The 24,633-nt window shown below is 69.7% G+C and carries 24 protein-coding genes; 17 read left to right on the top strand and 7 right to left on the bottom strand.

The features are described from left to right. Positions 1–25 precede the first annotated feature (25 nt). The 4 genes from MB1_RS21555 to MB1_RS21540 all read left to right on the top strand — a co-directional run bounded on the left by MB1_RS21555 (position 26) and on the right by MB1_RS21540 (position 6,493). Positions 26–715 (top strand): demethylmenaquinone methyltransferase, encoded by a 690-nt coding sequence (locus MB1_RS21555; RefSeq protein ID WP_084352404.1) that lies wholly within the window; start codon positions 26–28, stop codon positions 713–715. Positions 716–867: 152 nt separating this feature from the next. Then, entirely contained in the window at positions 868–1,707 is an 840-nt protein-coding gene (locus MB1_RS21550; RefSeq protein ID WP_066912534.1) for a DUF559 domain-containing protein, read from the top strand. A gap of 67 nt (positions 1,708–1,774) precedes the next feature. After that, complete coding sequence (locus tag MB1_RS21545) at positions 1,775–5,242, top strand: CHAT domain-containing protein (RefSeq protein ID WP_066912533.1); 3,468 nt, start codon at positions 1,775–1,777, stop codon at positions 5,240–5,242. Between the two features lie 78 nt (positions 5,243–5,320). After that, the gene (locus MB1_RS21540) at positions 5,321–6,493 is read left to right on the top strand and encodes an APC family permease (protein ID WP_245650308.1); all 1,173 of its coding nucleotides are present in this window, start codon (positions 5,321–5,323) and stop codon (positions 6,491–6,493) included. 25 nt (positions 6,494–6,518) lie between these two features. Here MB1_RS21540 and MB1_RS21535 read toward each other — a convergent pair whose 3' ends face one another. Further along, entirely contained in the window at positions 6,519–7,784 is a 1,266-nt protein-coding gene (locus MB1_RS21535) for a geranylgeranyl reductase family protein (protein WP_066912526.1), read from the bottom strand. A 25-nt stretch (positions 7,785–7,809) separates the two neighbouring features. Here MB1_RS21535 and MB1_RS21530 point away from each other — a divergent pair, with 25 nt between their 5' ends. The 10 genes from MB1_RS21530 to MB1_RS21485 all read left to right on the top strand — a co-directional run bounded on the left by MB1_RS21530 (position 7,810) and on the right by MB1_RS21485 (position 16,449). Next, a complete protein-coding gene (locus MB1_RS21530; protein WP_281190353.1) occupies positions 7,810–8,844 on the top strand; it encodes a polyprenyl synthetase family protein in 1,035 nt (344 codons plus the stop codon). 104 nt (positions 8,845–8,948) lie between these two features. Further along, positions 8,949–9,812 (top strand): zinc metalloprotease HtpX, encoded by an 864-nt coding sequence (gene htpX / locus MB1_RS21525; protein ID WP_084352384.1) that lies wholly within the window; start codon positions 8,949–8,951, stop codon positions 9,810–9,812. Positions 9,813–10,044: 232 nt separating this feature from the next. Then, a complete protein-coding gene (locus MB1_RS21520; protein WP_066912520.1) occupies positions 10,045–10,860 on the top strand; it encodes a hypothetical protein in 816 nt (271 codons plus the stop codon). A 20-nt stretch (positions 10,861–10,880) separates the two neighbouring features. After that, on the top strand, positions 10,881–12,146 hold the full coding sequence (locus tag MB1_RS21515) for a hypothetical protein (RefSeq protein ID WP_066912518.1): 1,266 nt from the start codon (positions 10,881–10,883) through the stop codon (positions 12,144–12,146). 311 nt (positions 12,147–12,457) lie between these two features. Further along, on the top strand, positions 12,458–13,258 hold the full coding sequence (locus MB1_RS21510; protein ID WP_084352402.1) for an ABC transporter permease: 801 nt from the start codon (positions 12,458–12,460) through the stop codon (positions 13,256–13,258). After that, a complete protein-coding gene (locus MB1_RS21505; RefSeq protein WP_066912516.1) occupies positions 13,255–14,283 on the top strand; it encodes a taurine ABC transporter substrate-binding protein in 1,029 nt (342 codons plus the stop codon). The genes MB1_RS21510 and MB1_RS21505 overlap by 4 nt, the downstream gene beginning before the upstream one ends. Next, a complete protein-coding gene (locus MB1_RS21500; RefSeq protein ID WP_066912513.1) occupies positions 14,267–15,079 on the top strand; it encodes an ABC transporter ATP-binding protein in 813 nt (270 codons plus the stop codon). The genes MB1_RS21505 and MB1_RS21500 overlap by 17 nt, the downstream gene beginning before the upstream one ends. An 86-nt stretch (positions 15,080–15,165) precedes the next feature. Continuing rightward, the gene (locus MB1_RS21495) at positions 15,166–15,705 is read left to right on the top strand and encodes a VOC family protein (RefSeq protein WP_084352400.1); all 540 of its coding nucleotides are present in this window, start codon (positions 15,166–15,168) and stop codon (positions 15,703–15,705) included. Positions 15,706–15,775: 70 nt separating this feature from the next. Further along, entirely contained in the window at positions 15,776–16,006 is a 231-nt protein-coding gene (locus tag MB1_RS21490; RefSeq protein ID WP_066912511.1) for a hypothetical protein, read from the top strand. Then, positions 16,003–16,449: an HIT family protein gene (locus tag MB1_RS21485; RefSeq protein ID WP_066912508.1), complete on the top strand. Its 447-nt coding sequence runs from the start codon at positions 16,003–16,005 to the stop codon at positions 16,447–16,449. The genes MB1_RS21490 and MB1_RS21485 overlap by 4 nt, the downstream gene beginning before the upstream one ends. On the opposite strand, the gene MB1_RS21480 is transcribed toward MB1_RS21485, so the two are convergent. From MB1_RS21480 to MB1_RS21470, 3 genes are all read right to left on the bottom strand, one after another. Next, positions 16,389–18,356 (bottom strand): heavy metal translocating P-type ATPase, encoded by a 1,968-nt coding sequence (locus MB1_RS21480; RefSeq protein ID WP_066912506.1) that lies wholly within the window; start codon positions 18,354–18,356, stop codon positions 16,389–16,391. The genes MB1_RS21485 and MB1_RS21480 overlap by 61 nt on opposite strands. Continuing rightward, positions 18,353–18,790: an ArsR/SmtB family transcription factor gene (locus MB1_RS21475; protein WP_066912503.1), complete on the bottom strand. Its 438-nt coding sequence runs from the start codon at positions 18,788–18,790 to the stop codon at positions 18,353–18,355. Before MB1_RS21475 ends, MB1_RS21480 begins: the two co-directional genes overlap by 4 nt. An 82-nt stretch (positions 18,791–18,872) precedes the next feature. Then, the gene (locus MB1_RS21470) at positions 18,873–19,442 is read right to left on the bottom strand and encodes a TetR/AcrR family transcriptional regulator (RefSeq protein WP_066912499.1); all 570 of its coding nucleotides are present in this window, start codon (positions 19,440–19,442) and stop codon (positions 18,873–18,875) included. Positions 19,443–19,500: 58 nt separating this feature from the next. Here MB1_RS21470 and MB1_RS21465 point away from each other — a divergent pair, with 58 nt between their 5' ends. Together MB1_RS21465 and MB1_RS21460 are read left to right on the top strand one after the other, a co-directional pair. Continuing rightward, positions 19,501–21,015 (top strand): MFS transporter, encoded by a 1,515-nt coding sequence (locus MB1_RS21465; protein WP_066912496.1) that lies wholly within the window; start codon positions 19,501–19,503, stop codon positions 21,013–21,015. 25 nt (positions 21,016–21,040) lie between these two features. Beyond that, positions 21,041–21,859 carry a DUF2127 domain-containing protein gene (locus MB1_RS21460; protein ID WP_066912493.1) on the top strand — a complete coding sequence of 273 codons (819 nt, stop codon included), beginning with the start codon at positions 21,041–21,043 and terminating at the stop codon, positions 21,857–21,859. Here the strand turns inward: MB1_RS21460 and MB1_RS21455 are convergent. Genes MB1_RS21455 through MB1_RS21445 form a run of 3 tightly spaced genes read right to left on the bottom strand, consistent with a single transcriptional unit; the run spans position 21,823 to position 23,228 of the window. Continuing rightward, on the bottom strand, positions 21,823–22,620 hold the full coding sequence (locus MB1_RS21455) for an AraC family transcriptional regulator (protein ID WP_245650305.1): 798 nt from the start codon (positions 22,618–22,620) through the stop codon (positions 21,823–21,825). The genes MB1_RS21460 and MB1_RS21455 overlap by 37 nt on opposite strands. 11 nt (positions 22,621–22,631) lie before the next feature. Next, positions 22,632–22,826 carry a helix-turn-helix transcriptional regulator gene (locus tag MB1_RS21450; RefSeq protein WP_066912491.1) on the bottom strand — a complete coding sequence of 65 codons (195 nt, stop codon included), beginning with the start codon at positions 22,824–22,826 and terminating at the stop codon, positions 22,632–22,634. A gap of 18 nt (positions 22,827–22,844) precedes the next feature. Next, positions 22,845–23,228, bottom strand: coding sequence for a hypothetical protein (locus MB1_RS21445; protein ID WP_066912489.1), 384 nt, complete (start codon positions 23,226–23,228; stop codon positions 22,845–22,847). Between the two features lie 189 nt (positions 23,229–23,417). Here MB1_RS21445 and MB1_RS26680 point away from each other — a divergent pair, with 189 nt between their 5' ends. Continuing rightward, on the top strand, positions 23,418–24,626 hold the full coding sequence (locus MB1_RS26680; RefSeq protein ID WP_066912487.1) for an MFS transporter: 1,209 nt from the start codon (positions 23,418–23,420) through the stop codon (positions 24,624–24,626). Positions 24,627–24,633 lie beyond the last annotated feature (7 nt).

Genomic DNA, 24,633 nt, shown 5'->3' with positions numbered 1-24,633 from the left:
ACCAACCAGTCAACCGTCCGGCGGTATCTCGACGCGAGCCTCGCTCGACAAGGATCCGGTCGAGGTCGCGGCGATGTTCGACGGTGTGGCACGGCGCTACGACCGGATGAACACGATGATGACCGGCGGCCTCGATCGGCGCTGGCGTCGGGCGACGCTGGCGATGCTCGGGCTGCGACCGGGGGAGCGGGTCCTCGACCTCGCCGCCGGTACCGCGGTCTCGACGGTGGAGTTGGCCCGTTCCGGCGCCTGGTGCGTGGCCGCCGACTTCTCGCTCGGCATGCTGCAGGCCGGCGCCGAACGGGATGTGCCGAAGGTCGCCGGTGACGCGATGCGGCTGCCCTTCCACGACGACGTCTTCGACGCGGTGACCATCTCGTTCGGTCTGCGCAATGTGAAGGACACCGCGGCGGGGCTCTCGGAGATGCTGCGCGTCACCCGTCCCGGCGGCCGCATCGTCGTCTGCGAGATGTCGACGCCGGTGGTCGCTCGGAAGCTCTACTTCGAATACATCATGCGGGCCCTGCCGGCGCTGGCGTCGCGCTTCTCGAGCAATACCGACGCCTACGCCTATCTGGCGGAATCGATTCGGGCCTGGCCCAACCAGAAGGACCTGCGCACGATCATGGTCGGTGCCGGTTGGCGGGCGGTGACCTACCGCAATCTGGCGGGCGGAATTGTGGCGCTGCACCACGGGGTCAAGCCGGTCCACTGAGGAAGGTGTGGAAGTAGCTACGAATACGTGGGGCGAACACTATATAGGTGTTCGCCGGCCGTATCCGTAGCGTTTTCCACAGGCTGCCCCAGCTATCCCCAACCGCCGCAAACCCCTACCGTCGCGCGGACCCGCCGGGCAGCCTGACCGGCATGGACAACCTGCACCGCGGTGTCGTTTCGCGCCGCACGTTGATGGCCACGATGTCGCAGACCGAGCTGCAGAGGCTGGTTCGCACCGGCGCGCTGCGTCGCCTCAGACGGGGCTGGTACGCCGCCGACGGCGCGCACCCGGCGGTGGTGTCCGCGGTGAGCGCCGGCGGCGTGCTCGGTTGCGTTTCGGCGCCGGCACTCCACGGCGTGTGGGTGCCGACAACCGATCGGGTGCACGTGCGCGCCGCCCGAGCGGGTGGACGATTCTGTCGGCAGCACGGGCGGCCGGAACCCGAGCGGGCCGCGGTGGACGACCTCCCGACGGCGCTACGGCATGCGGTGCGCTGCCTCGACGACGAGGGCATCGTGGTGGTCTGCGACTCGCTGCTGCATCTGAAGCTGCTGACCCCCTCGGAACTGGAGTTCGAACTACGCGGGGCGACAGCGCACGTCCGCGCCCTGCTCGACCGATGCGACCGGGCGGAATCCGGCACCGAAACCATGGTGCGGTTGCGATTGCGGCGCATCGGATTACGGGTGACCCCGCAGGTGTGGATCGACAGTCTGGAGCGAGTGGATCTATTGGTCGGCAACCGCCTGATCCTGGAGATCGACGGTCGGCGGTATCACGAGGGCCCCGACCGTTTCGAGGCCGACCGGCAGCGGGATCGGCGCGCGATCGAGCTGGGCTATGTGGTCATCCGGGTCAGCTATCGCCAGGTGATACACGACTGGCCCTCGGTCGAGGCGGCGATCATGCAGGTGGTGCGGCGACGCGATCACTGCGGCGCGCTGCCGAAACACCGTTCGGCGCGCCGCAAGCGGGTCGAGCGCAGGTGAAGCGAGGGCGGGCGGGCTCCGTCCTGGAGTGCCCTCCGATGGAGTGTCCGATGGATACCATTTGCACATGGGGGATGGCCTGATCATCGCAGGCGAGGAGATTCGGTTTGCCGTCAACGGCCGGGTGTCCGGTGGGTGGCGGCTCTCGGAGGACGATCGACGAGCGCTCGCCGCCATCGATCATCGATATCGCGCCGCGCTCGGCAGCCGCCGCGGCGACACGGTGATGCGGCGGATCGGTGCGGATCTGTTCCGTTGGCTCGACGGGGACCATGCACGCCTCGATCGGCGGCTCGCCGAGTGGCCGCGGCCGGTGGTGTTCGAGGTGCGCGGACCGCGCGTGCCCTCGGATCTCGAGTGGCTGATTCTGAACGCCCCCTTCGAGTTGCTCATCCGCCCGACCGGCGACTACCTGGTGGTCGACCCGGAGATCCAGCTGACGGTGGTGCGCCGGCTCGGGTTGCCGCAAGCGGTCCCCCCGCCGGTCCACCGCCGATTGCGCGTGGCGTACATGTCCGCCGAGCCACCCGGGACGCCACCCCTGGATTTCGAGGCCGAGGAGTCGGCGATCCTCGAGGCACTCGGCGGGGTGGATGTCGAGGTGATGATCGACGACACCGGTGATCCCGACCATCTCGGCCGGCGGCTCGCCGAGACGGCCGGAACCGCCGTGGTCCACCTGGCCTGCCACGGAACCAACGGCTCGCGCGCCCCCGGCTCCGCCGTGCGCGAGCCGACGCTGTCGATGGAGACCGCCGACGGGGCGATGCGCCCTGTGGGTGCGGCCGACCTGGTGCCCGCGTTGGCGGGAATCTCCCTGGTGGTCCTGACCTCGTGCCTGACCGCAAGCGCTCCCGATGGCGGCGCCCCGCGGGAGGACATGATCGAACGGCCACAGACGCATTCGGTGGTGACCGAACTGATCGCCGGCGGCGTTCCGGCTGTGGTCGGCTGGGACGGCACGGTGCAACTGGGCGCGGCGATCGCCTTCAACGGTGCCTTCTACGGCGCGCTGTCCCGCGGTGTCGATACCGTGCGGGCGGTCGGTGCCGGTCTGCGCCAATTGCTCTCCGACGACCGGCTGCGGCTGATGGGCTACACGGACTGGCATCGAGCACGGCTGTGGATCGGGCCGGCGGGTGGATCGGCGATCGTGGGGGGTTCCGGCGACGAGACGGGTGCACGCCGCGACACGCGCGATCGGGATCGGTCGAATCGGTTCGCGCCGTTGCCATCGCCGGACGCGGTGGTCGGGCGGCGACGGTGGGTTCGCGAGTTGGTGGTCGGTCTGCTGGAACCGACGGTGGCGGGCGCGATCCTCTACGGTTCGCCGCTGGTGGGAAAGTCCGCCCTCGCCGCTCGTATCGCCGATCGAATGGTGGGGCACCGAAGTGTGGTGGTAGCGGAGGGTTTCACGGCGGACGACCTGGTGGCTGCCGTGGAGGCGGCGCTGTCGGACGACCAGCCCTCGCTCGACAGAATTCGGCGATACAGACAGGTCGCCGCCGATGACGACGCCCTGCGGGACCTCCTGGTCGACCTGACCGGGGTGTCCGGGAACCGGGCCACCGGCGGCGTTCCTCTGCTGGTGATTCTCGACGGACTCGAGCGGGTGCTGGTGGCCGAATCGACGGCCGACGTCCACGTCGTCGACCCCCGTCACCTCGCCACACTGTCGACCGTCTTCGAGGTCTTCGCCGAGGAATCGCCCAGCCGACTGGTGGTGACCACCCGCGCCGCCTTCCACATGGATGCGCGGGTGCACTATCGATTCCTCTGGAGGTGTGTCGATTCGATCGCTCCCGATGCGAGGCTCGCGCTGACGCGCCGGCAAGTCTTCGACCGCCCGACCACCGACATCGACATGCTCGGCTGGGGGTATCACGTTGCGACGCTCGCGCGGGGGAATCCGGGCATCCAGGCCGAGTTGGGGCGGATCGTCCTGTCGCCCGATCGAGCGGCCGACGATGCGGCGGCGGCATTGTCGCAGATGGAAACCTATCTGACCGGCGGTGCGCGCCCCGGTCCGGGACCGGTGGCGGATCTGGTCGATCGCTACGGAATCGACGCCCTGGTGGCCGGTCTCGCCCCCGACGACCTTCGGGTGCTGCGGGCCGCGCAGGTGGTGGACGGGCCGGTTCCGGACGCGGTACTCGCGGCCCGCGGATCGATCGACGGCAGGTCGCCGATCCGACTGCATTGGTGCGGGGTGCTTCGCCACACGGCCGACCCGTACCGACCCGACCGGCCGGCGTACGAACTCCACGATCTGATGCGCGGGCGCCTCGGCCCGCTCGACCGGGAGCAGGAGACGGCGATCGCCCGAACGGTCATCGACGATCTTTTCAGCGCATGGGGCGGGGCGGATGCGCGGTACGAACGAGGGGTCGATCAGAATCTGCTGTTGATCGATCTCGCTCTCCGCGCGGACTATCCGGATATCGTGACGTCTTGTTGTACAAAGGATCTCGCCGACGGGACCCGGCGAACACCGACCGAGATCCGTGCGCTGCTCGACCGTGCGGTCACCGTCCTGGTCGAGCGTGGCTATCCGGTTCCGACGGAACTGGCCGTCTCCGTGGGTCTCGCGGCGCTCGACGGCGGCGATCTGCCGCGCGCGCAGCAGATGGTGGATACGGCGATGGCCGCGGTCGATCCGGACGGTGGCGTCACCATTGACCCGGCGTTGCGGGCGACCGTCGAGACCGCTCACGCTCGGCTGCTGGTCGAGCGAGGCGACCGGGGAGCGGCCAGGAGCCTGCTCGCGGCGGTACGCCGACGGACCGGAACCGCGCACCACGCTGAAAATGTCTCGGCAACACGTGTTCTCGTGGATGTTCTGTACGCCGACGGCCACGACGACGAGGTGGTCGAGCATATTCGGACCACCTTGTGGGCCGCCTATCACGCGACCGGTGACCTGCGACGGCTGGCGGCCGCGTTGGGCATTCTGGCGAAAACTCTGTATCGGCAGGGGCGGCGGGACGAAGCGGTTCGCGTGGTGTACGAACAACTGATCCCGCTCTACCGCATGCTGCGGGACTACACGTCCGGGGGCGACCTGATGGCGATGCTGCTGGATGGGGACCTCGCCGACCCGCAGACCGACCGCGGTGCCGAGTTCGATGACCGACTGGGTGAACTGGTCAGTGCGATGCCGGGCCTGAGAGGTTTGCCGGAGATCTTTCGAGAACTGTCCGCCGCCGAGGGCTCCCCGGATCCGATGCCGGTCTACGAGCGGGCTCGGACACGGCTACGACAGGTGGCCGCCTCCGCCGACAGTCGGGTGGAGGCGCTGTTCGCGGTGTTTATCCTGGGGATGGTGGAGATGACGGCCAACGACTGCCCGGCGGCATATCGGCTCCTGTCCGACGCCTATCGAGAGGCGCAACACCTCCATATCCCGGGAGTGGCGAACAACATCGGAACGGCACTCGCCGAGTGTCTGACGGCGATGGGGCGTACCGATGAAGCTCACGCGGTGCTGGCGGAGTGCGCCGCAGCGGCCGAGCGGGACGGCATGGCCGGCCGGTAGCCTGTGCGCGTGGCCGAATCCGGTGCGCTGCGCAGGCGATTGGGCCTCGGCGATGCGGTGGTCGTCGGATTGGGCGCCATGATCGGCGCCGGCATCTTCACCGCCCCCGGGTTCGCCGCGCAGGCGGCCGGCGCGGGTGTGCTGATCGCCCTGGCCGTAGCCGCGGTCATCGCGTACTGCAACGCGATGTCCTCCGCGCGCCTCGCGGCCCGGTATCCGGCGTCCGGTGGAACCTACGTCTACGGCCGCGAGCGGCTGGGCCCGTTCTGGGGCTATCTCGCCGGCTGGGCCTTTGTCACCGGCAAGACGGCGTCCTGCGTGGCGATGGCGATGACCGTCGGAATGTACCTGTGGCCCAACCACGCCCACGTTGTGGCGGTCGTCACCGTCATGGCGCTGACCGCGGTGAACTATGCGGGCGTGCGACTGTCGGCCTGGCTGGCACGGTCGATCGTCGCCGCGGTGCTCGTGGTGCTCGCCGCGGTGGTGGCCGTCGGGCTCACCGGCGACCAGCGGCCGATCGCCGACCTCGGAGCGGCCGGGCAGCTGTCGGTGGTCGGGGTCCTGCAGGGTGCCGGTCTGCTGTTCTTCGCCTTCGCCGGGTACGCGCGGATCACCACGCTCGGCGAGGAGGTGCGCGACCCGGCCCGCACGATCCGCCGAGCGGTGCCGATCGCCCTGGGGGTGACGCTGGCGGTCTACGCGGCGGTGATCTCGGTGGCGCTGCTGGTGCTCGGATCGCAGGGGCTGGCCGCGGCGACCGCGCCGTTGTCGGCCGTCGTCACCGCGGCGGGGGCCGGTTGGCTCGAACCGGTCGTGCGGATCGGCGCCGGCGTCGCCGCGGCGGGATCGTTGCTGGCCCTGCTGCTCGGCGTCTCGCGCACGGTCCTGGCGATGTCCCGCGACGGACACTTCCCGCGCGCCCTGGCGGTGGTCGACCCCCGCGGTCGTGGGCCGCGGCGGGCGGAGCTCGTCGTCGGAGTCGTGGTCGCGGTGGTCGCCGCGGGCGTGGATCTGCGTACCGCGATCGGGTTTTCGTCCTTCGGCGTGCTGCTGTACTACACGATCGCCAATGTCTCGGCGTGGACGCTCGACGACCGTCCGCGCTCGCGCATCGTGCCCGCGCTCGGGGTGGTCGGCTGCCTGACGGTGGCCGTCTTCCTCCCGGCGACGTCGGTGATCGCCGGCGCCGTGGTGCTGCTCGCCGGGGTGGTGATCTACGCGGCTCGCCGAAGCGGCGGTCGGTCGTAGGCGCCGGCCGTGGCCGGTGGATCGGTCAGTCCGCGAAGGGTTCCCGGCCGTCGATCGCCAGCGAGGAACGCCCGGCGAGCCGCCAGAGGCGGGCGACCAGGTCGGCGTCCTCCTCGGTGACCAGATTGCCCATCACCCGAACGGCGACCTGCATCAGTCGATTCGAGCGCATCGCCACCGGACCGGCGGCCGGCAGCAGCCAGGGGATGGTCAGCAATCCGGCGAGCCGCCGGGCGATCGAGAACGCCTGCCCGTACCGGGTGCGCAGCGCGTCCGGCCAGACATCGGTCAGGTCTTTCGCATCGAGCAGTTCGGTGATCATCCGGCCACCCTCGAGGCCGTAGTCGATGCCCTCGCCGTTGAGCGGGTTGACACAGGCGGCGGCGTCGCCGATCAGGGCCCAGTTCGGTCCGGCGATCCCGCTGACCGCGCCGCCCATCGGCAGCAGGGACGACGCGAGATCGGTGGGCGGCCCGTCGAGGGCGAAGTCCTCCGCGCGCTGCTCGGCGTACAGCTCGAGCAGCGGACGCAGCGAGCCCTCCGCCGGGCGCTTCGCGGTCGCGAGGGTGCCGACACCGAGGTTGACCCGGCCGTCGCCGAGCGGGAACACCCAGCCGTAGCCGGGCTGGATCTTCTTGTCGCGGTCCCGCAATTCCAGATGCGAGGTGATCCACGGGTCGTCCGATCGCGCGGACTTCGCGTACGAGCGCACCGCGACGCCGTAGGCGGTCTCCCGATGCCATTGGCGGCCCAGCAGCTTGCCCACCGGCGAGCGCACCCCGTCGGCGACGATCAGCTTGTCGCAGCGCACCGTCGCCACGCCGATCGCGGTGCGCAGCCGCACCGCGGAGACCGCGGCGTCGTTGTGGTCGAGTTCGACCGCCCGCACCCCGTCCGCCCGCCGCGCGCCGGCGTCGATCGCACATCGGCCGATCCGGTCGTCGAGCTCGCTGCGCGGCACCGCGCTGCCGTACGTCGGCAGGTGCCCCTTGCCGGGCCACTCCAGCTCCAGGGAACGGCCGAAGCCGTTGAGGCGCAGCCCGCGGTTGCGCACGCGGCTGGTCGTCCAGTCGGCGATGCCGAGGTGTTCGAGTTCCGCCATCGCCCGCGGGGTCAGTCCGTCGCCGCAGGTCTTGTCGCGGGGGAACTTCGCGGCGTCGACCAGCAGGACGTCCCGCCCGTCGCGGGCCGCCCACGCCGCAGCGGCGGAACCCGCAGGTCCGCCGCCTACCACCAGCACTTCCACATGTTCGGGAAGATCGGTTACGCCCTCGAGGTGTGCCGCAGTCACCGTCTCAGTATCCCCTCAGGCTAAGTTGAATGACGTGGGACGTCCGGATTCGGAATCAGAGGCATCCGCAACCGTGGTCGCCGGGGTTGATCTGCTGGACCCGACGTTGGCCGCTTCGGTGCGTGACGCGGTCGGTCGGGTAGAGGCGCTGTTGGTCGAGGAGCTCTCCGCTGGTGAGGATTTCCTCACCGAGGCGGCTCTGCATCTCGCTCGGGCGGGAGGTAAGCGGTTCCGTCCGCTGTTCACCGTCCTGACCGCACAACTCGGACCGCAACCGGACAATCCGGAGATCGTGGTCGCCGCGACCGTGATCGAACTGGTGCACCTCGCGACGCTCTATCACGACGACGTCATGGACGAGGCCGAGCTGCGCCGGGGCGCCGAGAGTGCCAACGCGCGCTGGGGCAACAGCATGGCGATCCTGATCGGCGACTACCTCTTCGCGCACTCCTCGCGGCTGGTCTCCACCCTGGGGCCGGAGGCGGTTCGGGTGATCTCGGAGACCTTCGCCGAGCTGGTGACCGGGCAGATGCGCGAGACGATCGGCGCCGGCCCGCGCGAGCCCGTCGAGCACTATCTGCGCACCGTCTGGGAGAAGACCGGATCGCTGATCGCCACCTCCGGATACTTCGGCGGCGTCTTCTCGGGAGCGCCCGACGAGGACGTCGAACGGCTGCGCCGGCTCGGTGACGCGGTGGGTACCGCCTTCCAGATCGCCGACGACATCATCGACATCGCTTCCGACAGCGAACAGACCGGCAAGACCCCGGGCACCGACCTGCGGGAAGGGGTGCACACCCTGCCGGTGCTCTACGCGCTGCAGGACGAGGGCCCGACCGGTGTGCGGTTGCGCGAGCTGCTCACCGGACCGCTCACCGAGGAGGCCGAGGTCACCGAGGCGCTCGGCCTGCTGCGCGGCTCGGACGGCATGCGGCGGGCCCGCGTGACGCTCGCCGAGTACGTCGATCGGGCCCGTCTCGAGCTCGAGGGTCTGCCGCCCGGACCGGCCAATGCGGCCCTGCGCGGCCTGGTCGACTACACCGTCCAACGCGTCGGCTGACGGGCTGCGCGCCGCCGGACGGGAACCCGGACCCCCGCCGGAGCGTTGTCGTCAGTGATGGCCACGGGCGTGGTCTTCATCGAAAGTGAGAGGTGGGTGGACCGGTGAGCAGGTTCGCCAATTCGGCCAAGACGTTCGCGTTGCTGGTCGGAATGTCGTTGCTGATCGTCTTTATCGGAGCCCTCTTCAACAACAGAACCATCCTGTTCGGTTCGATCCTGCTCGCGGTTGCCGTCAACGGGTGGACTTACTTCAACAGCGACAAGATGGCGCTGCGGGCCATGCACGCGCAGCCGATCACCGAGGTCGAATCGCCCGTGCTCTACCGGATCGTTCGGGAGCTCGCGACCAGTGCGCGCCAGCCGATGCCGCGGCTGTACATCAGCCCGACCAATGCCCCGAACGCCTTCGCCACCGGGCGCAATCCGCGCAATGCGGCGGTCTGCGTGACCAGCGGCATCCTGCAACTGCTCGACGATCGCGAACTGCGCGCGGTGCTCGGTCACGAACTCGCCCACGTCTACAACCGCGACATCCTGATCTCGTCGGTCGCCGGCGCGATGGCCGCGGTGATCTCCGGTTTGGCCAATATGGCCTTCTTCGCGAGCGCCTTCGGCGGCCGCGGAAACGGTGGCAATCCGCTGGCGATCCTGCTGGTCTCGCTGCTCGGACCGATCGCCGCGACGCTCGTGCGGCTGGCGGTTTCCCGGTCGCGGGAGTACCAGGCGGACCAGTCGGGCGCGGAATTGACCGGTGACCCGCTCGCGCTCGCCTCGGCGCTGCGCAAGATCGAGATGGGCGCGGCCGCGGCGCCGCTGCCGCCGGAGCCGCAGCTCGCCGCGCAGTCACACCTGATGATCGCCAACCCGTTTCGTCCCGGCGAGCGGGTGAGCAAGCTGTTCGCGACCCATCCTCCGATGCAGGATCGGATCGAACGCCTCGAACGAATGGCCGGTCGCCGACTCTAGGTCCGAAATCTTCCGACCTGGGCGATCCGGCGGTGCATTCGACGGTATTTCGCGTCGCATGTATCGCCGAAACCCGGAAACAAAAATACCAAAAGAGGCATTCGTGCCATTTTGTAATCCTGGGAATTAATGGACAAATGGCCCTAATATCCCCTGTGACACTCGCGGTCGTGGCGGGGGCTCGAACCCATCCGAGTTGTCGACTTGTTCGTCAACCAGGTAGGGAGCTCCCATGTACCCCAAGCGGCACGCCCTCGGCGTCGCCCTCACCGCCGTGGCGGCCCTCGGCCTGTCCGCGTGTAGCAGCGGCACCGGCGGGGTCACCACGGACACGTCGGTGACCCAGACGATCGACGGCGAACCGACCGTCGTCGAGTTCGGACCCGGTCCGGAGAACGAGAATCCGCCGGTGACCACCGACCTGCGTGATGCGCGGTACTGCGAGATGATCCCGGTCACCCGGGAGGGGACCACCCTGACCGCCTGGGTGTACAACACCCTCGGCTTCAACGACTGCCCCGACGACCTCTGGCAGGCCATCACCGAGGACGAGGTCAAGGAGGCGTACAACGCGCTCGAGGCCAACCTCAACGGCCCGCGACATTGGGTGCTCGACGAGATCGGCGCACAGCAGGGTGGGGTGACGACCTCGAAGGAGACCTGGTTCTTCGGCGGCATCCAGATGGCGCTGCGGGCGCAGGTGGACACCAGCCTGCGGCAGGGGAGCGTCGGCCAGATGTACACGGTCAACACCGTCACCCGGCAGACCACCTGGAAGTACGAAGCCGGTCAACCGGTGTTCGAACTGACCGACCCGCAGGGATCGGTCTACACGATGCAGTCCTACTCGCAGATCATCGACCCGAACCTGAGCTACGACGATCTGGCGGATCTCGGCTCGCGCCTGCAGCTCCCGGAGGGCTGGTCCTACGGCACCCGGATCCTCGACGCACCGCTCGACGTGGTCGCCGATGGCACCGCATACGTCGTCGACGACGACCTCAACAACGCCTACCAGCGCAGCGTTGCCGGTCCGGGCGTCTCCTGAGCGGCCGGGGCGGAGAACAGATGAACACCCTCGAACGTTTCGGTGGTCGCAGACTCGCCGCGCTGGTGCTGTCCCTGTTGGTGATGGTCTCCGGCGCGCTCGCCGGCGGCGTCGCCCGGGCTCAGCCGGTCGGGCAGGGCGACGCGGCCGGACCGGCCTGCGCCTGGCAGATCATGTCGAACGACCAGATCCTCAACGTCGCGTTCCCGGACTCCGGCGCCACCTACTGGGTGCTGCCGTACCACCTCGGGCCGGGCCAGTCGATCACGTTGACCGGGCAGTATCCGGACGCCCGCTACTTCTCGCTCAATACCTACGGCACCGACTTCAACACCGTGGATACTCTGCGGGACAATCAGATCCAGCCCGAAGAGGGGAGCGCGAACCCCTACGCGACGGTCGCCCCGAGCGCTGCCGGTCGCAACTGGACCGCGACGGTCGTGTCCGGTCCGGCGGACCCGGCGCGCAACGAGATCCGTGGCCTGCGCGAGGGGCAGCAGAGTTCGGTGGGCTTCCTGATCGTGCGCATCTACGTGCCGGCCGACCCGGCATCGCCCAGCGGTGGGGTGCATCTGCCGACGGTGACGATGAATCTCGGTGGTGGGATGACACTTCCGTTGTCGCCCTGCGCGACACCGTTCGATCCGCGGGCCTACTCCGGGCCGATCGCCGCGGCGCTGACCGCGGTCTTCGACCGGGCGATCGGCAATGCGGCCGCCGGCGCCTTCCCCGGTGGCGCCCCGGAGGCGACGTTCATCACCCCGGCCTCGACGTCCGGGCTCTTCCCCAACGGCGACAACAAGTACATCGGTGCCGGGCTGACCTACCAGCCCGGTCGGGTTCTGGTGATCCGCGGCATGGCGCCGAGCTTCCCGGATACCCGCGCCGGCGAATCACCCGCGACCACCGGGGTGGCGATGCGCTACTGGTCGATGTGTCAGAACGACAGGGTCACACCGTATCCGGTGGTCGGCTGCGCCGACGACTACCAAACCCGCATCGACAGCGGCGGGTACTACACCTTCGTCGTGGCCGCGGCCGAGGATATGACCGCCTCGGCGGATTCGACGATCACGATGTTGCCCTGGGGTGACATCACGGTCCCCAACAAGGTGGTCTTCATCCGAAATATGTTGCCGTCGGAGCAGTTCTATCCCTGGTCGATCCAGGCCGCGCAGGACTCGGGGGTCGATCCGGCGACCAGTATGGGCCCGTACTACCCGCGGGCGACCTACTGCGATGTGACGGTGTTGCAGTCGCAGGGCTGGCAGGCCTGCTACACCTGAATGTGATGGCAACACGGTAAGGGCCCGGTCGTCGTACCGGGCCCTTACTGCATGCATGGGTCCGTTGACAAGCGGAACCCTCTATTGCGCTCTGCGTGATGCGGTCTATCGGCGCAGCGCCCGAAAGGGTCCAGACTCGCCCGAGGTCGTGTTTCGTAGGGCTGCTTGCACATCGAACCCGCGCCGCATCATCCGTTCCACACCGAGCGCAGGGAGTTCGAGACGTGTCCATCCACCCTGTCTCCACCGAACCCGAGACGACCACTTCCACGACCCTCGCCGCGGGCGGCGCGGAACCACCCGGCGGTTCGATCGGCAGTCGACTGCGCGCCACCGCAAGCAGTTTGGTGCTGCCCCTGCTGTCGGTGCTGGTCTTTTTCATCGTCTGGCAGCTCGTCGCGGTCAGCGGCATCTGGAATCAGACCTTCGTCCCCTTCCCCAGCACGGTCTGGTCGGCCTTCATCGACATCTCCACCAGCGACAACGGGGTACGCGGCTACGCGGGCTACCTGCTGTGGGAGCACCTGTACATGACCTTGCGTCGGGTGCTGGTGGGCGTGGTGATCGGCGTCGCGATCGGCGTGCTCCTCGGCCTGCTGATGGGCACGATCGGTTGGTTGCGGCGAGTTCTCGAGCCGTGGCTGACCTTCCTGCGCAGCCTGCCGCCGCTGGCCTACTTCTTCCTGCTGGTCATCTGGCTCGGCATCGACGAGGCGCCCAAGATCACGCTGCTCGCGCTGGCCGCCCTGCCGCCGGCCGCCGTCGCCACCACCGCCGCGGTCGCCGCCGCACCGGTCGCGCTGACCGAGGCCGCCCGCGCGCTCGGCGCTTCGCGCACCCAGGTGATCCGCGATGTCGTCGTGCCCGCCGCCCTACCGGAGACCTTCACCGGCATCCGGTTGGCCGTCGGCATGGCCTATTCGTCCGTCGTCGCCGCGGAACTGTTCAACGGCATCCCCGGTATCGGCGGAATGGTCAAGGACGCAAGTAACTACAACAACACTCCGGTGGTGCTCGTCGGCATCTTCGCCATCGGAATCTCGGGTTTGGTCATCGACGGCGTGCTGCGCACCATCGAGCGGCGCGTCGTTCCCTGGAGAGGAAAAGCATGAGAATCAAAGCGCTGGTAGCGGCTGGTGTCATCGCGATGATGGCGCTGACCGGCTGCGCTGTGGGTCAGTCGGGGCAGGACTCGAGCAAACCGACGATCCGACTCGGCTATCAGACCTTCCCGAGCGGCGACCTGATCGTGAAGAACAATCAGTGGCTCGAGGAAGCGTTGCCGGACTACAACATCCGGTGGATCAAGTTCGATTCCGGTGCCGACATCAACACCGCGTTCATCGCCGGGGAACTCGACTTCGCCGCGATCGGGTCGAGCCCGGTGGCGCGCGGATTGTCGGAGCCGCTGAACATCCCGTACCAGGTGGCCTTCCTGCTCGACGTCGCCGGCGAGAACGAGGCGCTGATCGCCCGTGACGGTACCGGCATCTCGTCGATCGCCGACCTGCGCGGCAAGCGCATCGCCACCCCGTTCGCGTCGACCTCGCACTACAGCCTGCTCGCCGCGCTCGAACAGAACGGGCTGACCCCCAACGATGTTCAGCTGATCGACCTGCAGCCGCAGCCGATCCTGGCCGCCTGGGACCGCGGCGACATCGACGCCGCCTATGTCTGGCTGCCCACCCTGGACCAGTTGCGGCAGAGTGGAACCCAGCTGATCAGCAGCCGCGAACTCGCCGCGAACGACAAGCCCACCCTCGACCTCGGTGTCGTCTCGACCGCCTTCGCCGAGGCCAACCCGGATGCGGTGGACACCTGGCGGCAGCAGCAGGCGCGGGCGCTCGACGTGATCCACGATCAGCCGGACGACGCCGCCAAGGCGATCTCCGCGGAGATCGGGCTGAGCCCGGAGGAGGTCGCCGGCCAGCTCCAGCAGGGCCTGTACCTGACGCCGGCCGAGATCGCCTCGCCGGAATGGCTCGGCACCGAGGGGCAGCCGGGCGCGATCGCCAACAGCCTCGAGGATGCCTCGCAGTTCCTCGCCGATCAGGCGCAGATCCCCGAGGCCGCTCCGCTGTCGACCTTCCAGGACGCCATCTACACCAGGGGACTTCCGGATGTCATCACCCAGTAGTGACTCGGACGCGGTCGGCGTCGTCGGTGACGCCGGCCGGGTCACGGTCGAGGGCGTCTCGCAGCGGTACGGCTCCGGCAAGGATCGGGTGACCGCCCTCGGGCCGGTCGACCTCGACGTCGAACCCGGCAGCTTCCTGGTGCTCGTCGGCGCCTCCGGCTGCGGCAAGTCGACCCTGCTGCGGCTGCTGGCCGGGTTCGAGCAGCCCGCCGAGGGGCGGGTCACCGTCTCCGGGGAGGCGCCGGTTCCCGGCGTCAGCGCCGGGGTGGTCTTCCAACAGCCGCGGCTGTTTCCGTGGCGCACCGTCGGCGGCAATATCGACCTGGCCCTCAAGTACGCGAAGGTGCCGAAGGCGGAGCGGGCCGAACGGCGCGAGGGGCTGCTGCACCGGGTGGGGCTCGAGGGCACCGCCGACCGCCGGATCTGGGAGATCAGCGGCGGGCAGCAGCAGCGCGTCGCGATCGCCCGGGCGCTCGCCGCCGATACCCCGCTGTTCCTGCTCGACGAGCCCTTCGCCGCGCTCGACGCCCTCACCCGCGAGCGGCTGCAGGAGGACGTGCGCCGGGTCAGCGCGGAGACCGGTCGGACCACCGTCTTCGTCACGCACAGCGCCGACGAGGCCGCCTTCCTGGGCTCCCGGATCGTCGTGTTGACCCGGCGGCCCGGCCGCGTCGCGCTCGACCTGTCGGCCGATCTGCCCCGCAGCGGGATCGATTCGGAGGAGTTGCGCCGCTCCGGCGAGTACAACCGGCTGCGAGCCGAGGTCGGACGGGCGGTCAAGGCCGCCGCCGCCTGACCGCCGCTCGATCTCTGCCCGTCGAACCACCGGACCGGTCGCGAATCTTCAAGCGCGGCCGGTCCGGCTCTCGTAGCGTGGCGGTCATGGCAGACAATCAGGTCGTCCAGGCGACCGATACCGTTGATCCGCAAGCCAATACGGTCGGCGTGACCGGGGCGCACACCACGAACGGCATCCCGCACGGGCTGTCCTCGCTCACCCCGTTCCTGGCGGTGCCGGGCGCCGCCGCCGCGATCGAGTTCTATCGGGACATCTTCGGTGCCCGCGTCGTCGACGTCACCGAGATGGGCGGGATCGTCGTGCACGCCGAACTCGACTTCGGCAACGGCCGCCTCCAACTGGGCGAACCGAATCCCGAGTACCACCTGGTGCCGGCGCCGGACGGGGACGACGACTGCTACTCGCTGGGCCTCTACTGCCCGAACGTCGACGCGGTGGTCGAGCGGGCCGTCGCCGCCGGGGCGGTCGTGCGCGAACCGGTGATGACGTTCGTCTCCGGCGACCGGTTCGCGAGCATCCGCGACCCGTTCGGGGTGCGCTGGTCGGTGATGACCCGCGTCGAGGATCTCTCGGAGGCCGAGAGCGCTCGACGTATCGCCGAATGGGCGGCCGCGCAGGGCTGAGGCCGGCTGAACCGGCGGGACTTCGGCGAGGCGGTGAGCGGCGACGGGCCCGGAGGAGGAAACTGGGCATATGTCACAGCTCCCTCCGCCCGGACCCCGCCGGAATGCCCTCTTCGCCGTCGTCGTCGCCTCCGTGATCTCCGGCGCCCTCGCGCTGTGGGATATCCACCGACGCCCCGACGAGTTGGTGCGGGGTCGCAAGCTCTGGTGGCGCACCGCCATCGGCCTCAACAGCGGTAACTCCCTCGCCTACTGGGTCTTCGGGCGCCGTCGTGAGCCGACCGCGGTGGAGCCGTCATGAGCGCGGCCGGCGGCTGTATCTTCTGCGCGATCGTCGCCGACAACGTCGACGCGCATGTGGTGATGCGCAACGACGACTTCGTCGCCTTCCTCGACAGCCGCCCCGTCTTTCGCGGGCACACGCTGGTGGTCCCGCGCGACCACTTCTCCACCCTGCTCGACCTGCCCGCGCCGCTGCGCGACGGCTTCCTGGAGGCCGGTCAGGATCTGGTGCGCGCGGTGCAGAACGCCTTCGGCGCGCAGGGCACCTTCGTCGCGATCAACAACACGATCAGTCAGTCCGTGCCGCACCTGCACATGCACGTCGTACCCCGCAACAAGAGCGACGGGCTGCGCGGCTTCTTCTGGCCCCGTATGTCCTACGGGCCGGGGGAGGCCGACGCCTACGCGGAGCGACTGCGGGCGGCGCTGTCGGAGCGACGCGGCGCCGAAGCCGCCGGCTGACCGCTCGGCGACCACACCGACGACCGAAGCAGCCGCGCGCCGTTGAGCGCCACCACCACTGTCGACCCCTCGTGCCCCGCAACGGCGAGCGGCAGTGGCAGGGTGCCCACCAGATCCCAGGTCACCAGCGTCACGATCACCGTCGCCGCGATGGTCAGGTTCGCGATCACATAGCGGCGGGCCTTGCGGGACAGTCGGATCAGGGCGGCGATCGCGTGGAGGTCGTCGCGCACCATGATCACGTCGGCCGTGTCGAGCGCCAGGTCGGACCCGCGTCCACCCATCGCGACACCGGTATCCGCGGTCACCAGGGCGGGCGCGTCGTTGATCCCGTCGCCGACCAGCAGGACGATCTCGCCGGCGCGGCGCCGATCGGCCACCACGGTCGCCTTGTCCTCGGGAAGCAGCTCGGCGTGCACCTCGGCGATCCCGGTGCGCTCGGCCACCATCCGCGCGGTCGTCGTGTGATCGCCGGTCACCATGATCGTCGGACCGGCGGTGATGTCGGCGAGATCGCGCACCGCACCGGCCGCCTCGTCGCGCACCCGGTCGACCAGTTCGATCAGCCCCTCGGCGCGGCCGTCTATCGTCACGCGCACCACGGTTGCGTGGTCGCCGTTCTCCGGGGTGCCGTTCGCCTGGTCGCCGGCGCGTTCGACGGTCACCCGTCGACCGTCGACCAGGCCGGTCACCCCGCGGCCGGGCATCGCCCGGAAATCGTCGACCGCTCCGATCGGGGTATCCGCGGCATCGACGATGGCCCGCCCCAACGGATGTTCGCTGAGCCGTTCGACCGCCGCGGCCGCCGCCAGAATCTCGGCCGGGGACCGCTCGCCCAACGACCGGATCGCCGCGACCTCCGGCCGCCCCTCGGTCAGCGTGCCGGTCTTGTCGAAGGCAACCAGCGTCGTGCGGCCGATCGACTCCATCACCGCGGCGGACTTGACCAGCACCCCGTGCCGGCCCGCGTTGGCGATCGAGGCGAGCAGCGGTGGCATCGTCGAGAGCACCACCGCGCAGGGGGAGGCGACGATCATGAACACGATCGCCCGCAGCAGCGCCTCCTCGAAGGGGCTGCCGAACAGCAGCGGAATCCCCAGGACCAGCAGCGTCGCGGCGACGACGGTGAACGAGTACACCTGCTCGACCCGGTCGATGAACAGCTGGGTCGCCGCCTTCGACTGCGAGGCCTCCTCGACCAGCGCGACGATCCGGGCGATCACCGACTCCGATGCCGCCCGTTCGACCCGCACGGTCAGCGCGCCCGTGCCGTTGACCGTGCCCGAGAGCACCTCGTCGCCCACGCCGCGGGCGACCGGCACCGACTCGCCGGTCACCGCCTGCTGGTCGACCTCGCTGTAGCCGTCGATCACCACGCCGTCGGCGCCGACCCGTTCGCCGGGGCGCACCAGAATCCGATCGCCGACCACCAGATCGGCGCACTCGACCGTGTGGGTGGAGCCGTCCGGGTCGAGGCGGGTCGCCTGCTCCGGGGCCAGGCCGAGCAGGGCGGTTACCGATTGGGCGGTTCGTTGGGTGACCACGACCTCCAGCGCGCCGGAGGTCGCGAAGATGACGATCAGCAGGGCGCCGTCGAAGACCTGACCGATCGCCGCCGCCGCGATCGCCGCGACGATCATCAGCAGGTCGACGTCCAGAGTGCGTTCCCGCAGCGCCCGCAAGCCGGCGAGAGCCGGCTCCCAGCCGCCGGTGGCGTAGCAGACCAGGTAGGCCGTCCACCACATCCAGGCAGGGGTGCCGGCGAGCTGCAGACCCCAGCCGACCAGGAACAACACCAGTGCGATCGACGCCCACCGCACCTCCGGCAGGCGCCATCCGGTGCGCAGGATCGACGGCGGCGCGATCGCTTTCCGATCGGCGGTGGGATCGGTTCGCAGGGCGGTCACGGGGCGGTCTCCTCGTTCGTATTCGGGCCGGTCGGGCGGGCGACCGGGCAGCGCGGCGCGGTGGGAACCGCGTCCGCGGGCACGCCGGCCCGCTCGTGCGCGGTGCCGTCACCCAGGGCGCGTTCGGCGTGGAAGACCGCCAGTGCCACCAGTTCGCGGGCCTCGTCGTCGATCAGTCGGTAGAAGACCCGGGTGCCGTCCTGGCGTACCCCGACCACCCGGCCCCAGCGCATCTTGGCCAGGTGCTGGGACGTCGTGGTCGGCGTCTTGCCGATCACCTCGGCGAGCTGGTTGACCGACAGCTCCCCGTGGTCGCGCAGGGCGAGGATGATCCGGATCCTGGTCGGGTCCGAGAGCAGCCGGAAGACCTCGGCCGCCAGATCGACGTACGCGCTATCGGGTCCGAAGCTGCATGATCGGTTATCTTCACGCATACGCAGATAATATGCGTGCGCATGTGAGCACGTATCTACTACGTTGGTGTGACCTGTCGCACGTTCGGGACGTCCTCCGGGGTCAGGGGTGCGACGGCGAAGGCGCGGACATCGACTCGATCGTGGCGATCATGTGCTCGAGTTCGTCCGGGGTGACCCGCGAGGCGACCACCGCGTCGGACGAGCCGGCGAGGCTGCTGTTGAAGAACAGTCCGTCGCCGAGGACCTGGACGATGCGGGCGACCACCGGATCGCCGAGAACGTCGGTCAGGGTGTCGCGCCACTGGTTGACCACCGCTTCGAGGGCGGGTCGCGCCTCGGGATGGCGGCCGGACTGGTCGAGCCGGGTGACGGCGGTCAACGCCAGGTCGAGCGGGGTGCCCAGGGCGATCGCGTCGCGCAGGAAGTAGGCGATCGGCCCCTCGGCGGCGGTGCGGATGCGTTCGCAGTGCTGGGCGTTGACCGCGGCCAGGCGCAGGATCAAGGCGTCGGCGAGGGCGTCACGGCTGGGGAAGTGGTAGAACAATCCGCCCTTGGAGACACCCGCGCGCGCGGCGGTCGCCGCGATGGTCGCCGCTCGCTCCCCGTCCTCGACCACGAGGTCGCGAAAGGCGTCGAGGATGGTCTCCCGCGTCGTGCTCTCCGGCTCCATCGGGCCATGGTAACGAGATTCACCATGGACTGCACCGGACGTCCGGTACAGTAGCGCGGTGACTGTTGATATCGCTCCCGCCGCACGGGCCGGGAATCGCGCATGGGTGGCCGTCGGGCTGCTCCTACTTCCCGTGCTGTTGGTGACGATCGACAACACCGTGCTCAACTTCGCGCTGCCGGCGATCGCCGCCGACCTGCAGCCGACCGCGACCCAGCAACTGTGGTTGATCGACGTCTACCCGCTGGTCCTGTGCAGCCTGCTGGTCGCCGGCGGCAATCTCGGCGACCGCCTGGGCCGGCGCCGCACCCTGATGGTCGGCGTCGGCGGCTTCGCCCTGGCGTCGATCGGCGCGGCCTTCGCGCCCACCGCGGAACTGCTGCTCGCCGCGCGCATCGCCACCGGCGTCTTCGGCGCGGTCATCCTGCCCGCCACACACTCGCTGGTCCGCTCGATGTTCCACGATCGCAGCCGGCGACGTATCGCGATCGCCGTGCTGACCACCGGCTTCGCCTCCGGCGCCGCGCTCGGCCCGATCATCGGCGGCTGGCTGGTCGGCGGCTTCGGCTGGCCGGCGATCTTCCTGCTGGCCGTGCCGCTGTCGATCCCGCTGCTGCTCGGCGCACCCAAGCTGATCGACGAGTACCGCGACCCGGACCCGGGGCCCGTCGACATCGGCTCGATCGTGCTGTCGGCGACCACCCTCGCCCCGATGGTCTACGCGATCAAGCACGTCGCCGGTCACGGGGTCGACGTCATCGCCGTCGCCGGACTGCTGATCGGGGTCGGTTCCGGCGCGCTGCTCGCGTACCGGCTGCTGCACCGGGAGAACCCGATGCTCGACATCCGCCTGTTCCGCAACCCCGGATTCACCGGCTCGATCCTGGCCAACCTGGTCAACCTGATGGGCATCACCGGCTTCCTCTTCTTCGCCGCCCAGCACCTGCAGTTGATCGCGGGATTGACGCCCTTCCAGGCCGCCTGGGCCCTGGTGCCCGGCGCGATCGCCAACGTGATCGTCGGCTTCGCCGTCGTGCGGATCGTGCGATATGTGCGCCCGGGGATCGCCCTGGTCACCGGCCTGCTGCTGGCCGCGACCGCCTACGCGCTCACCGCGGCGACCAGCGGCAGCGCCACCATCGCCACCATCGCGATCGCCTACCTGCTGATCGGGATCGGCTCCGGCGCGACCGGCACCACCTCGAACGACATCATGTTGGCCAATGTGCCGCCCACCAAGGCCGGCGCGGCCGCCGCGGTCTCGGAGACCGCCTACGAGCTGGGCACCGTCCTGGGGGTCACCGTCCTCGGCGGCGTGCTGACCGGCATCTACCGCGGCACCCTGCAGCCGCCGGCCGGTATCGACGCTGAGCAGGCCGCCGCCGCCCGCGAAACCCTCGCCGGCGCGGTCGACGTCGCCCGGACGCTGCCCGAGCCGGCCTCGTCGGATCTGGTCACCGCGGCCGCGACCGCCTTCGACGCCGGCGCGGCGACCGCCTCGATGATCGCGACCGGCCTGCTGGTGGTCGCCTCCGCGGGCATCTTCACCCTGGTGCGCAAACAAACCGCCTGACGGCGGCGAGCGTAGATTTGCCGACATGAGCGCTCGCGACGTGCGCGACGGTTTCGACCTGGTGGCCTGCGGGATTCGTGGGCACGTCACCTATGCCCCGACCGAGGCCGATCTGGCCGGGCGGCTGTCGGTCGAGGCCCCGCGCGGGACCGCCTGGCGATGCCTGCGCTGCGGGGACTACGTACTCGGCGAGCCGCACGGGAGCGGGCCCGCCGACCAGGCCCCGATGGTGCTGCGCGGCGCCGCCCTGCGGGACTTGGTCATCCTGCGGGTTCTCGCCGTCGAACGGCTGCTGCGCGGGGTGATCCTGATCGCCCTGGCCGCCGGGATCTGGTGGTTCCAGGGGCAGCGCGCGCACCTGCAGTCGACGGTCGAGTCCTATGTGCCGCTATTGCAGCCGATCGCCGACCGGTTGGGTGTCACGATCGGCGATCTGCCGATGATGCATCGCATCGAGTCGGTGCTCAACGCCGGCACCTCGACGATCCTCGGGATCGGGTTGTTCGTCCTCGCGCTCGGTGCGCTCGAACTGGTCGAGGCGATCGGCTTGTGGTCCGGCAAACGCTGGGGCGAATACGTCGCGGTGGTCGCGACCTCGATATTCATTCCCTTCGAGGTCTACGAGTTGATCGACCGGATCACCTTCCTGCGGGTCGCCGCGCTGGTGGTCAACGTCTTCCTGGTCGTCTACCTGGTGTGGACGAAGCGGCTGTTCGGCGTGCGCGGCGGCCTGGCGGCACGGGAGGCGCAGTTGCACGGCCGGTCATTGATCGAGATCGAGCGATCGGCCGGGCCGGTGGGGTCCGATCAGGAGTCGGTGCGGGGCGGTTCGGCGGCCCGGTAGGCGCTCGGGGTGAAGCCGAGCACCGTGCGGAAGTCCTTGGTCAGATGGGCGTGGTCGGCGTAGCCGAGGTCGGCGGCCACCACTGCGAGATCGAGCGTCGGCTCGGTGCGCACCCGCTCGGCCGCCTCCTGTAGACGGCGGCGTCGGATCATCGCGCCGGGGGAGAGCCCGACGTACCGCTTCGCCAGCCGTTGCAGCGTGCGTGCGGAGGTGTGCAGACGGGCGGCGGCGTCCTCGACCGTGCGGACGGTCGGGTCGGCGTCGAGCAGGTCGGCCATGCGGTTGGCCAGCACCGCCTCGGCCTGCGGCGGCGGCACCGTTTCGGACAGCCAGCCTCCGAACGCGGCGATCGCGGCGTCGTAGCGCTGCGGCGCCGGCCCGGCCATCGCGGTGCGCACCGCATCGATCACCGGGGTCGGCAGATCGACCGGCTGGTAGGAGTCCCGGATCGCGGCCGGGTCGTCGACGAAGGCCGCGGTGGCCGCGGGCCGCAGGAGAGCTCCGACCACCCACCCCGTACCGACCAGATCCCGATGGCCGGCGGTGGTCGACGGCCCGGCCAGACCGACCTCGTCGGAGCCGATCACCAGGTTGCACGCGGGGAAGGCGACCACATGTTGGCGGGAGACCCGGCCGGGTGCGATATCCCATTCCGGAATCCAGAACCACCGCACGACCTCGGCCAATGCCGCCGCCGGCTCGATGCGCCGGAAGGTCGGCAGGCGGGCCGGGAACAGGATGCCGCGGCTCGAGGGATCCACGGGTGGTGACGTTACTGCTCGTCGAGGAAGATCTCCTCGATCGGCCTGCCCAGGACTCGCGCGATCCGGAAGGCCAGCGGGAGGCTGGGGTCGTAGCGGCCCTTCTCGAGGGAGTTGACCGTCTGGCGGCTGACGCCTAGGTGTTCGGCCAGTTCCGCCTGGGTCCAGCCGCGCTCGGTGCGCAGCCGGCGAACGATGTTGTCCATCTCGGGTACCGGCGGATGTCAGTACCGCAGCCGGACGACCGCCGTGCCGATGATCCAGCCGGCCGCGTAGACCGGCCAGACCAGCGTCCACGACAGATTCGGCGCACCGGCGATCTGCAGCAGGCCGTAGGTGAAGGTCGCCAGCGAGCCGATCGCGAATCCGATCGCCATCGCCTCGATGGTGATCCGGGATTCCAATTCGTCGCTGCCGCGGATCTGGCGCAGCACCGCAACGGCCACCGCTACCAGCGCGGGCAGCGGAATCATCATCACCAGCCATTGGACGATGCCCTCGGATACCCGGCCGATCAGAAAGAGCGACAGGGCGAGCAGGGCGCAGTAGACGACGATCGCGATCGCCAGATCGCGCAGATAACGGTGAGCCGGACGGGGTGTGGTCATGACGGCCCCTGCCTTTCCCTCGGAGGTCGTGATGGAAAGCTTGCTTGTCATATCCCGAATGTAAAACTCACTTGTCATCGTGTCAAGCGTCTTTGACTTCGGGAATCGGGGCGGTGGTATGGCACTGTGTGGGGTGAGCTGCGAGAGCGGGGTCGCGTTCGGCGAGCAATGCGGCGGAAGGGGTGGGGGATGAACGCGACCGGCATCGACGGGGTGGGCAGCGCGGCCGATCGCGAGGTGATCGCCGCGCGCAACAGCGTGTACGCCGCGTTCGGGATCAACGGCATGTTGCTGGTCGGATTCCTCTCGCGCATCCCCGACATCCGCGCCGCGCTGAATCTGACACCGGGGTCGCTCGGCGCCGCGCTGCTCGCGGTCTCCGCCGGCGCGATGATCGGTCTACCGATCTCGGGCCGGTTGGTCGGCCGCTTCGGCAGCTCCCGGGTGCTGGTGACCGCAGGCTTCGGCATGTCGGTCGGCCTGCTGGTGATCGGCACCGCGATCAGCGTTCTGCACTCGCTGCCGGTGCTGGTGGTCGGCTTCTTCGTCGCCGGCATGTCCAACGGGATCTACGACGTGTCGATGAACCTGCAGGCCGCGCTGGTCGAACGTCGACTCGGCCGCTCGATCATGCCGCGATTCCACGCCGCCTTCAGCGTGGGCACGGTGCTCGGCGCACTGATCGGCGCGCTCGCCAGCGGCTTCGAGATATCGCTGCTGGTGCACCTCGCGGTGATCGTCGCGCTCTACTGCGCGCTCGCCGGCTGGTTCCGCCGAGACTTCCTCGTCGACGAGCGCGTCGAGGAGCCGGCGGGTGGCGGTGGCCGGTCGGAGTGGACACGGCCGCGCACCCTGCTGATCGGTCTGATCGTGCTGGCCGCGGCGTTCACCGAGGGCACCGCCAACGACTGGCTGGCCACCGCGCTCGCCGAGGGCTACGACCTGCCGCGCTGGGTCGGCGTGCTCGGCTACGCGACGTTCCTGATCGCGATGACCCTCGGCCGCGTGGTCGGCACCGGGCTGCTCGATCGCTACGGGCGGGTCGCGGTGCTGCGGGTGCTCTTCGCCTGCGCGATCGTCGGCGCCCTGCTGGTCTCCTTCGGCGGCCCGGTCCTGGCCTTCGTCGGCGCGGCGATCTGGGGACTCGGCGCGAGCCTGGGCTTCCCGGTCGGCATGAGCGCCGCCGCCGACGACCCGGAACGCGCGTCCGCCCGGATGAGCGTGGTGGCGACCATCGGCTACACCGCCTTCCTCGCCGGCCCGCCGCTGCTCGGCTTCCTGGGCGACCACATCGGGCTGCTGCGCGCCCTGCTGATCGTCGGGGTCACCGCGATCTTCGCCCTCGGGGTGCTGCCCGCCGCCCGCGAACCCGATCGGGCCGGGCCGGACGGGCGCTGAGGCGTGA

Origin of the sequence: Millisia brevis NBRC 105863, from assembly GCF_001552615.1 — a bacterium.
GTDB lineage: Bacteria > Actinomycetota > Actinomycetes > Mycobacteriales > Mycobacteriaceae > Millisia > Millisia brevis.
Note: the sequence above shows the minus strand (reverse complement) of the source record. Positions and strands in the feature narration are given on the sequence as shown.

Coding starts and splice junctions, on each gene's coding strand:
- MB1_RS21550 (WP_066912534.1), top strand. CDS start 868: ATGGACAACCTGCACCGCGGTGTCGTTTCGCGCCGCACGTTGATGGCC.
- MB1_RS21545 (WP_066912533.1), top strand. CDS start 1,775: ATGGGGGATGGCCTGATCATCGCAGGCGAGGAGATTCGGTTTGCCGTC.
- MB1_RS21540 (WP_245650308.1), top strand. CDS start 5,321: ATGATCGGCGCCGGCATCTTCACCGCCCCCGGGTTCGCCGCGCAGGCG.
- MB1_RS21520 (WP_066912520.1), top strand. CDS start 10,045: ATGTACCCCAAGCGGCACGCCCTCGGCGTCGCCCTCACCGCCGTGGCG.
- MB1_RS21515 (WP_066912518.1), top strand. CDS start 10,881: ATGAACACCCTCGAACGTTTCGGTGGTCGCAGACTCGCCGCGCTGGTG.
- MB1_RS21505 (WP_066912516.1), top strand. CDS start 13,255: ATGAGAATCAAAGCGCTGGTAGCGGCTGGTGTCATCGCGATGATGGCG.
- MB1_RS21500 (WP_066912513.1), top strand. CDS start 14,267: ATGTCATCACCCAGTAGTGACTCGGACGCGGTCGGCGTCGTCGGTGAC.
- MB1_RS21495 (WP_084352400.1), top strand. CDS start 15,166: ATGGCAGACAATCAGGTCGTCCAGGCGACCGATACCGTTGATCCGCAA.
- MB1_RS21490 (WP_066912511.1), top strand. CDS start 15,776: ATGTCACAGCTCCCTCCGCCCGGACCCCGCCGGAATGCCCTCTTCGCC.
- MB1_RS21485 (WP_066912508.1), top strand. CDS start 16,003: ATGAGCGCGGCCGGCGGCTGTATCTTCTGCGCGATCGTCGCCGACAAC.
- MB1_RS21475 (WP_066912503.1), bottom strand. CDS start 18,790: ATGCGTGAAGATAACCGATCATGCAGCTTCGGACCCGATAGCGCGTAC.
- MB1_RS21470 (WP_066912499.1), bottom strand. CDS start 19,442: ATGGAGCCGGAGAGCACGACGCGGGAGACCATCCTCGACGCCTTTCGC.
- MB1_RS21460 (WP_066912493.1), top strand. CDS start 21,041: ATGAGCGCTCGCGACGTGCGCGACGGTTTCGACCTGGTGGCCTGCGGG.
- MB1_RS21450 (WP_066912491.1), bottom strand. CDS start 22,826: ATGGACAACATCGTTCGCCGGCTGCGCACCGAGCGCGGCTGGACCCAG.
- MB1_RS21445 (WP_066912489.1), bottom strand. CDS start 23,228: ATGACCACACCCCGTCCGGCTCACCGTTATCTGCGCGATCTGGCGATC.
- MB1_RS26680 (WP_066912487.1), top strand. CDS start 23,418: ATGAACGCGACCGGCATCGACGGGGTGGGCAGCGCGGCCGATCGCGAG.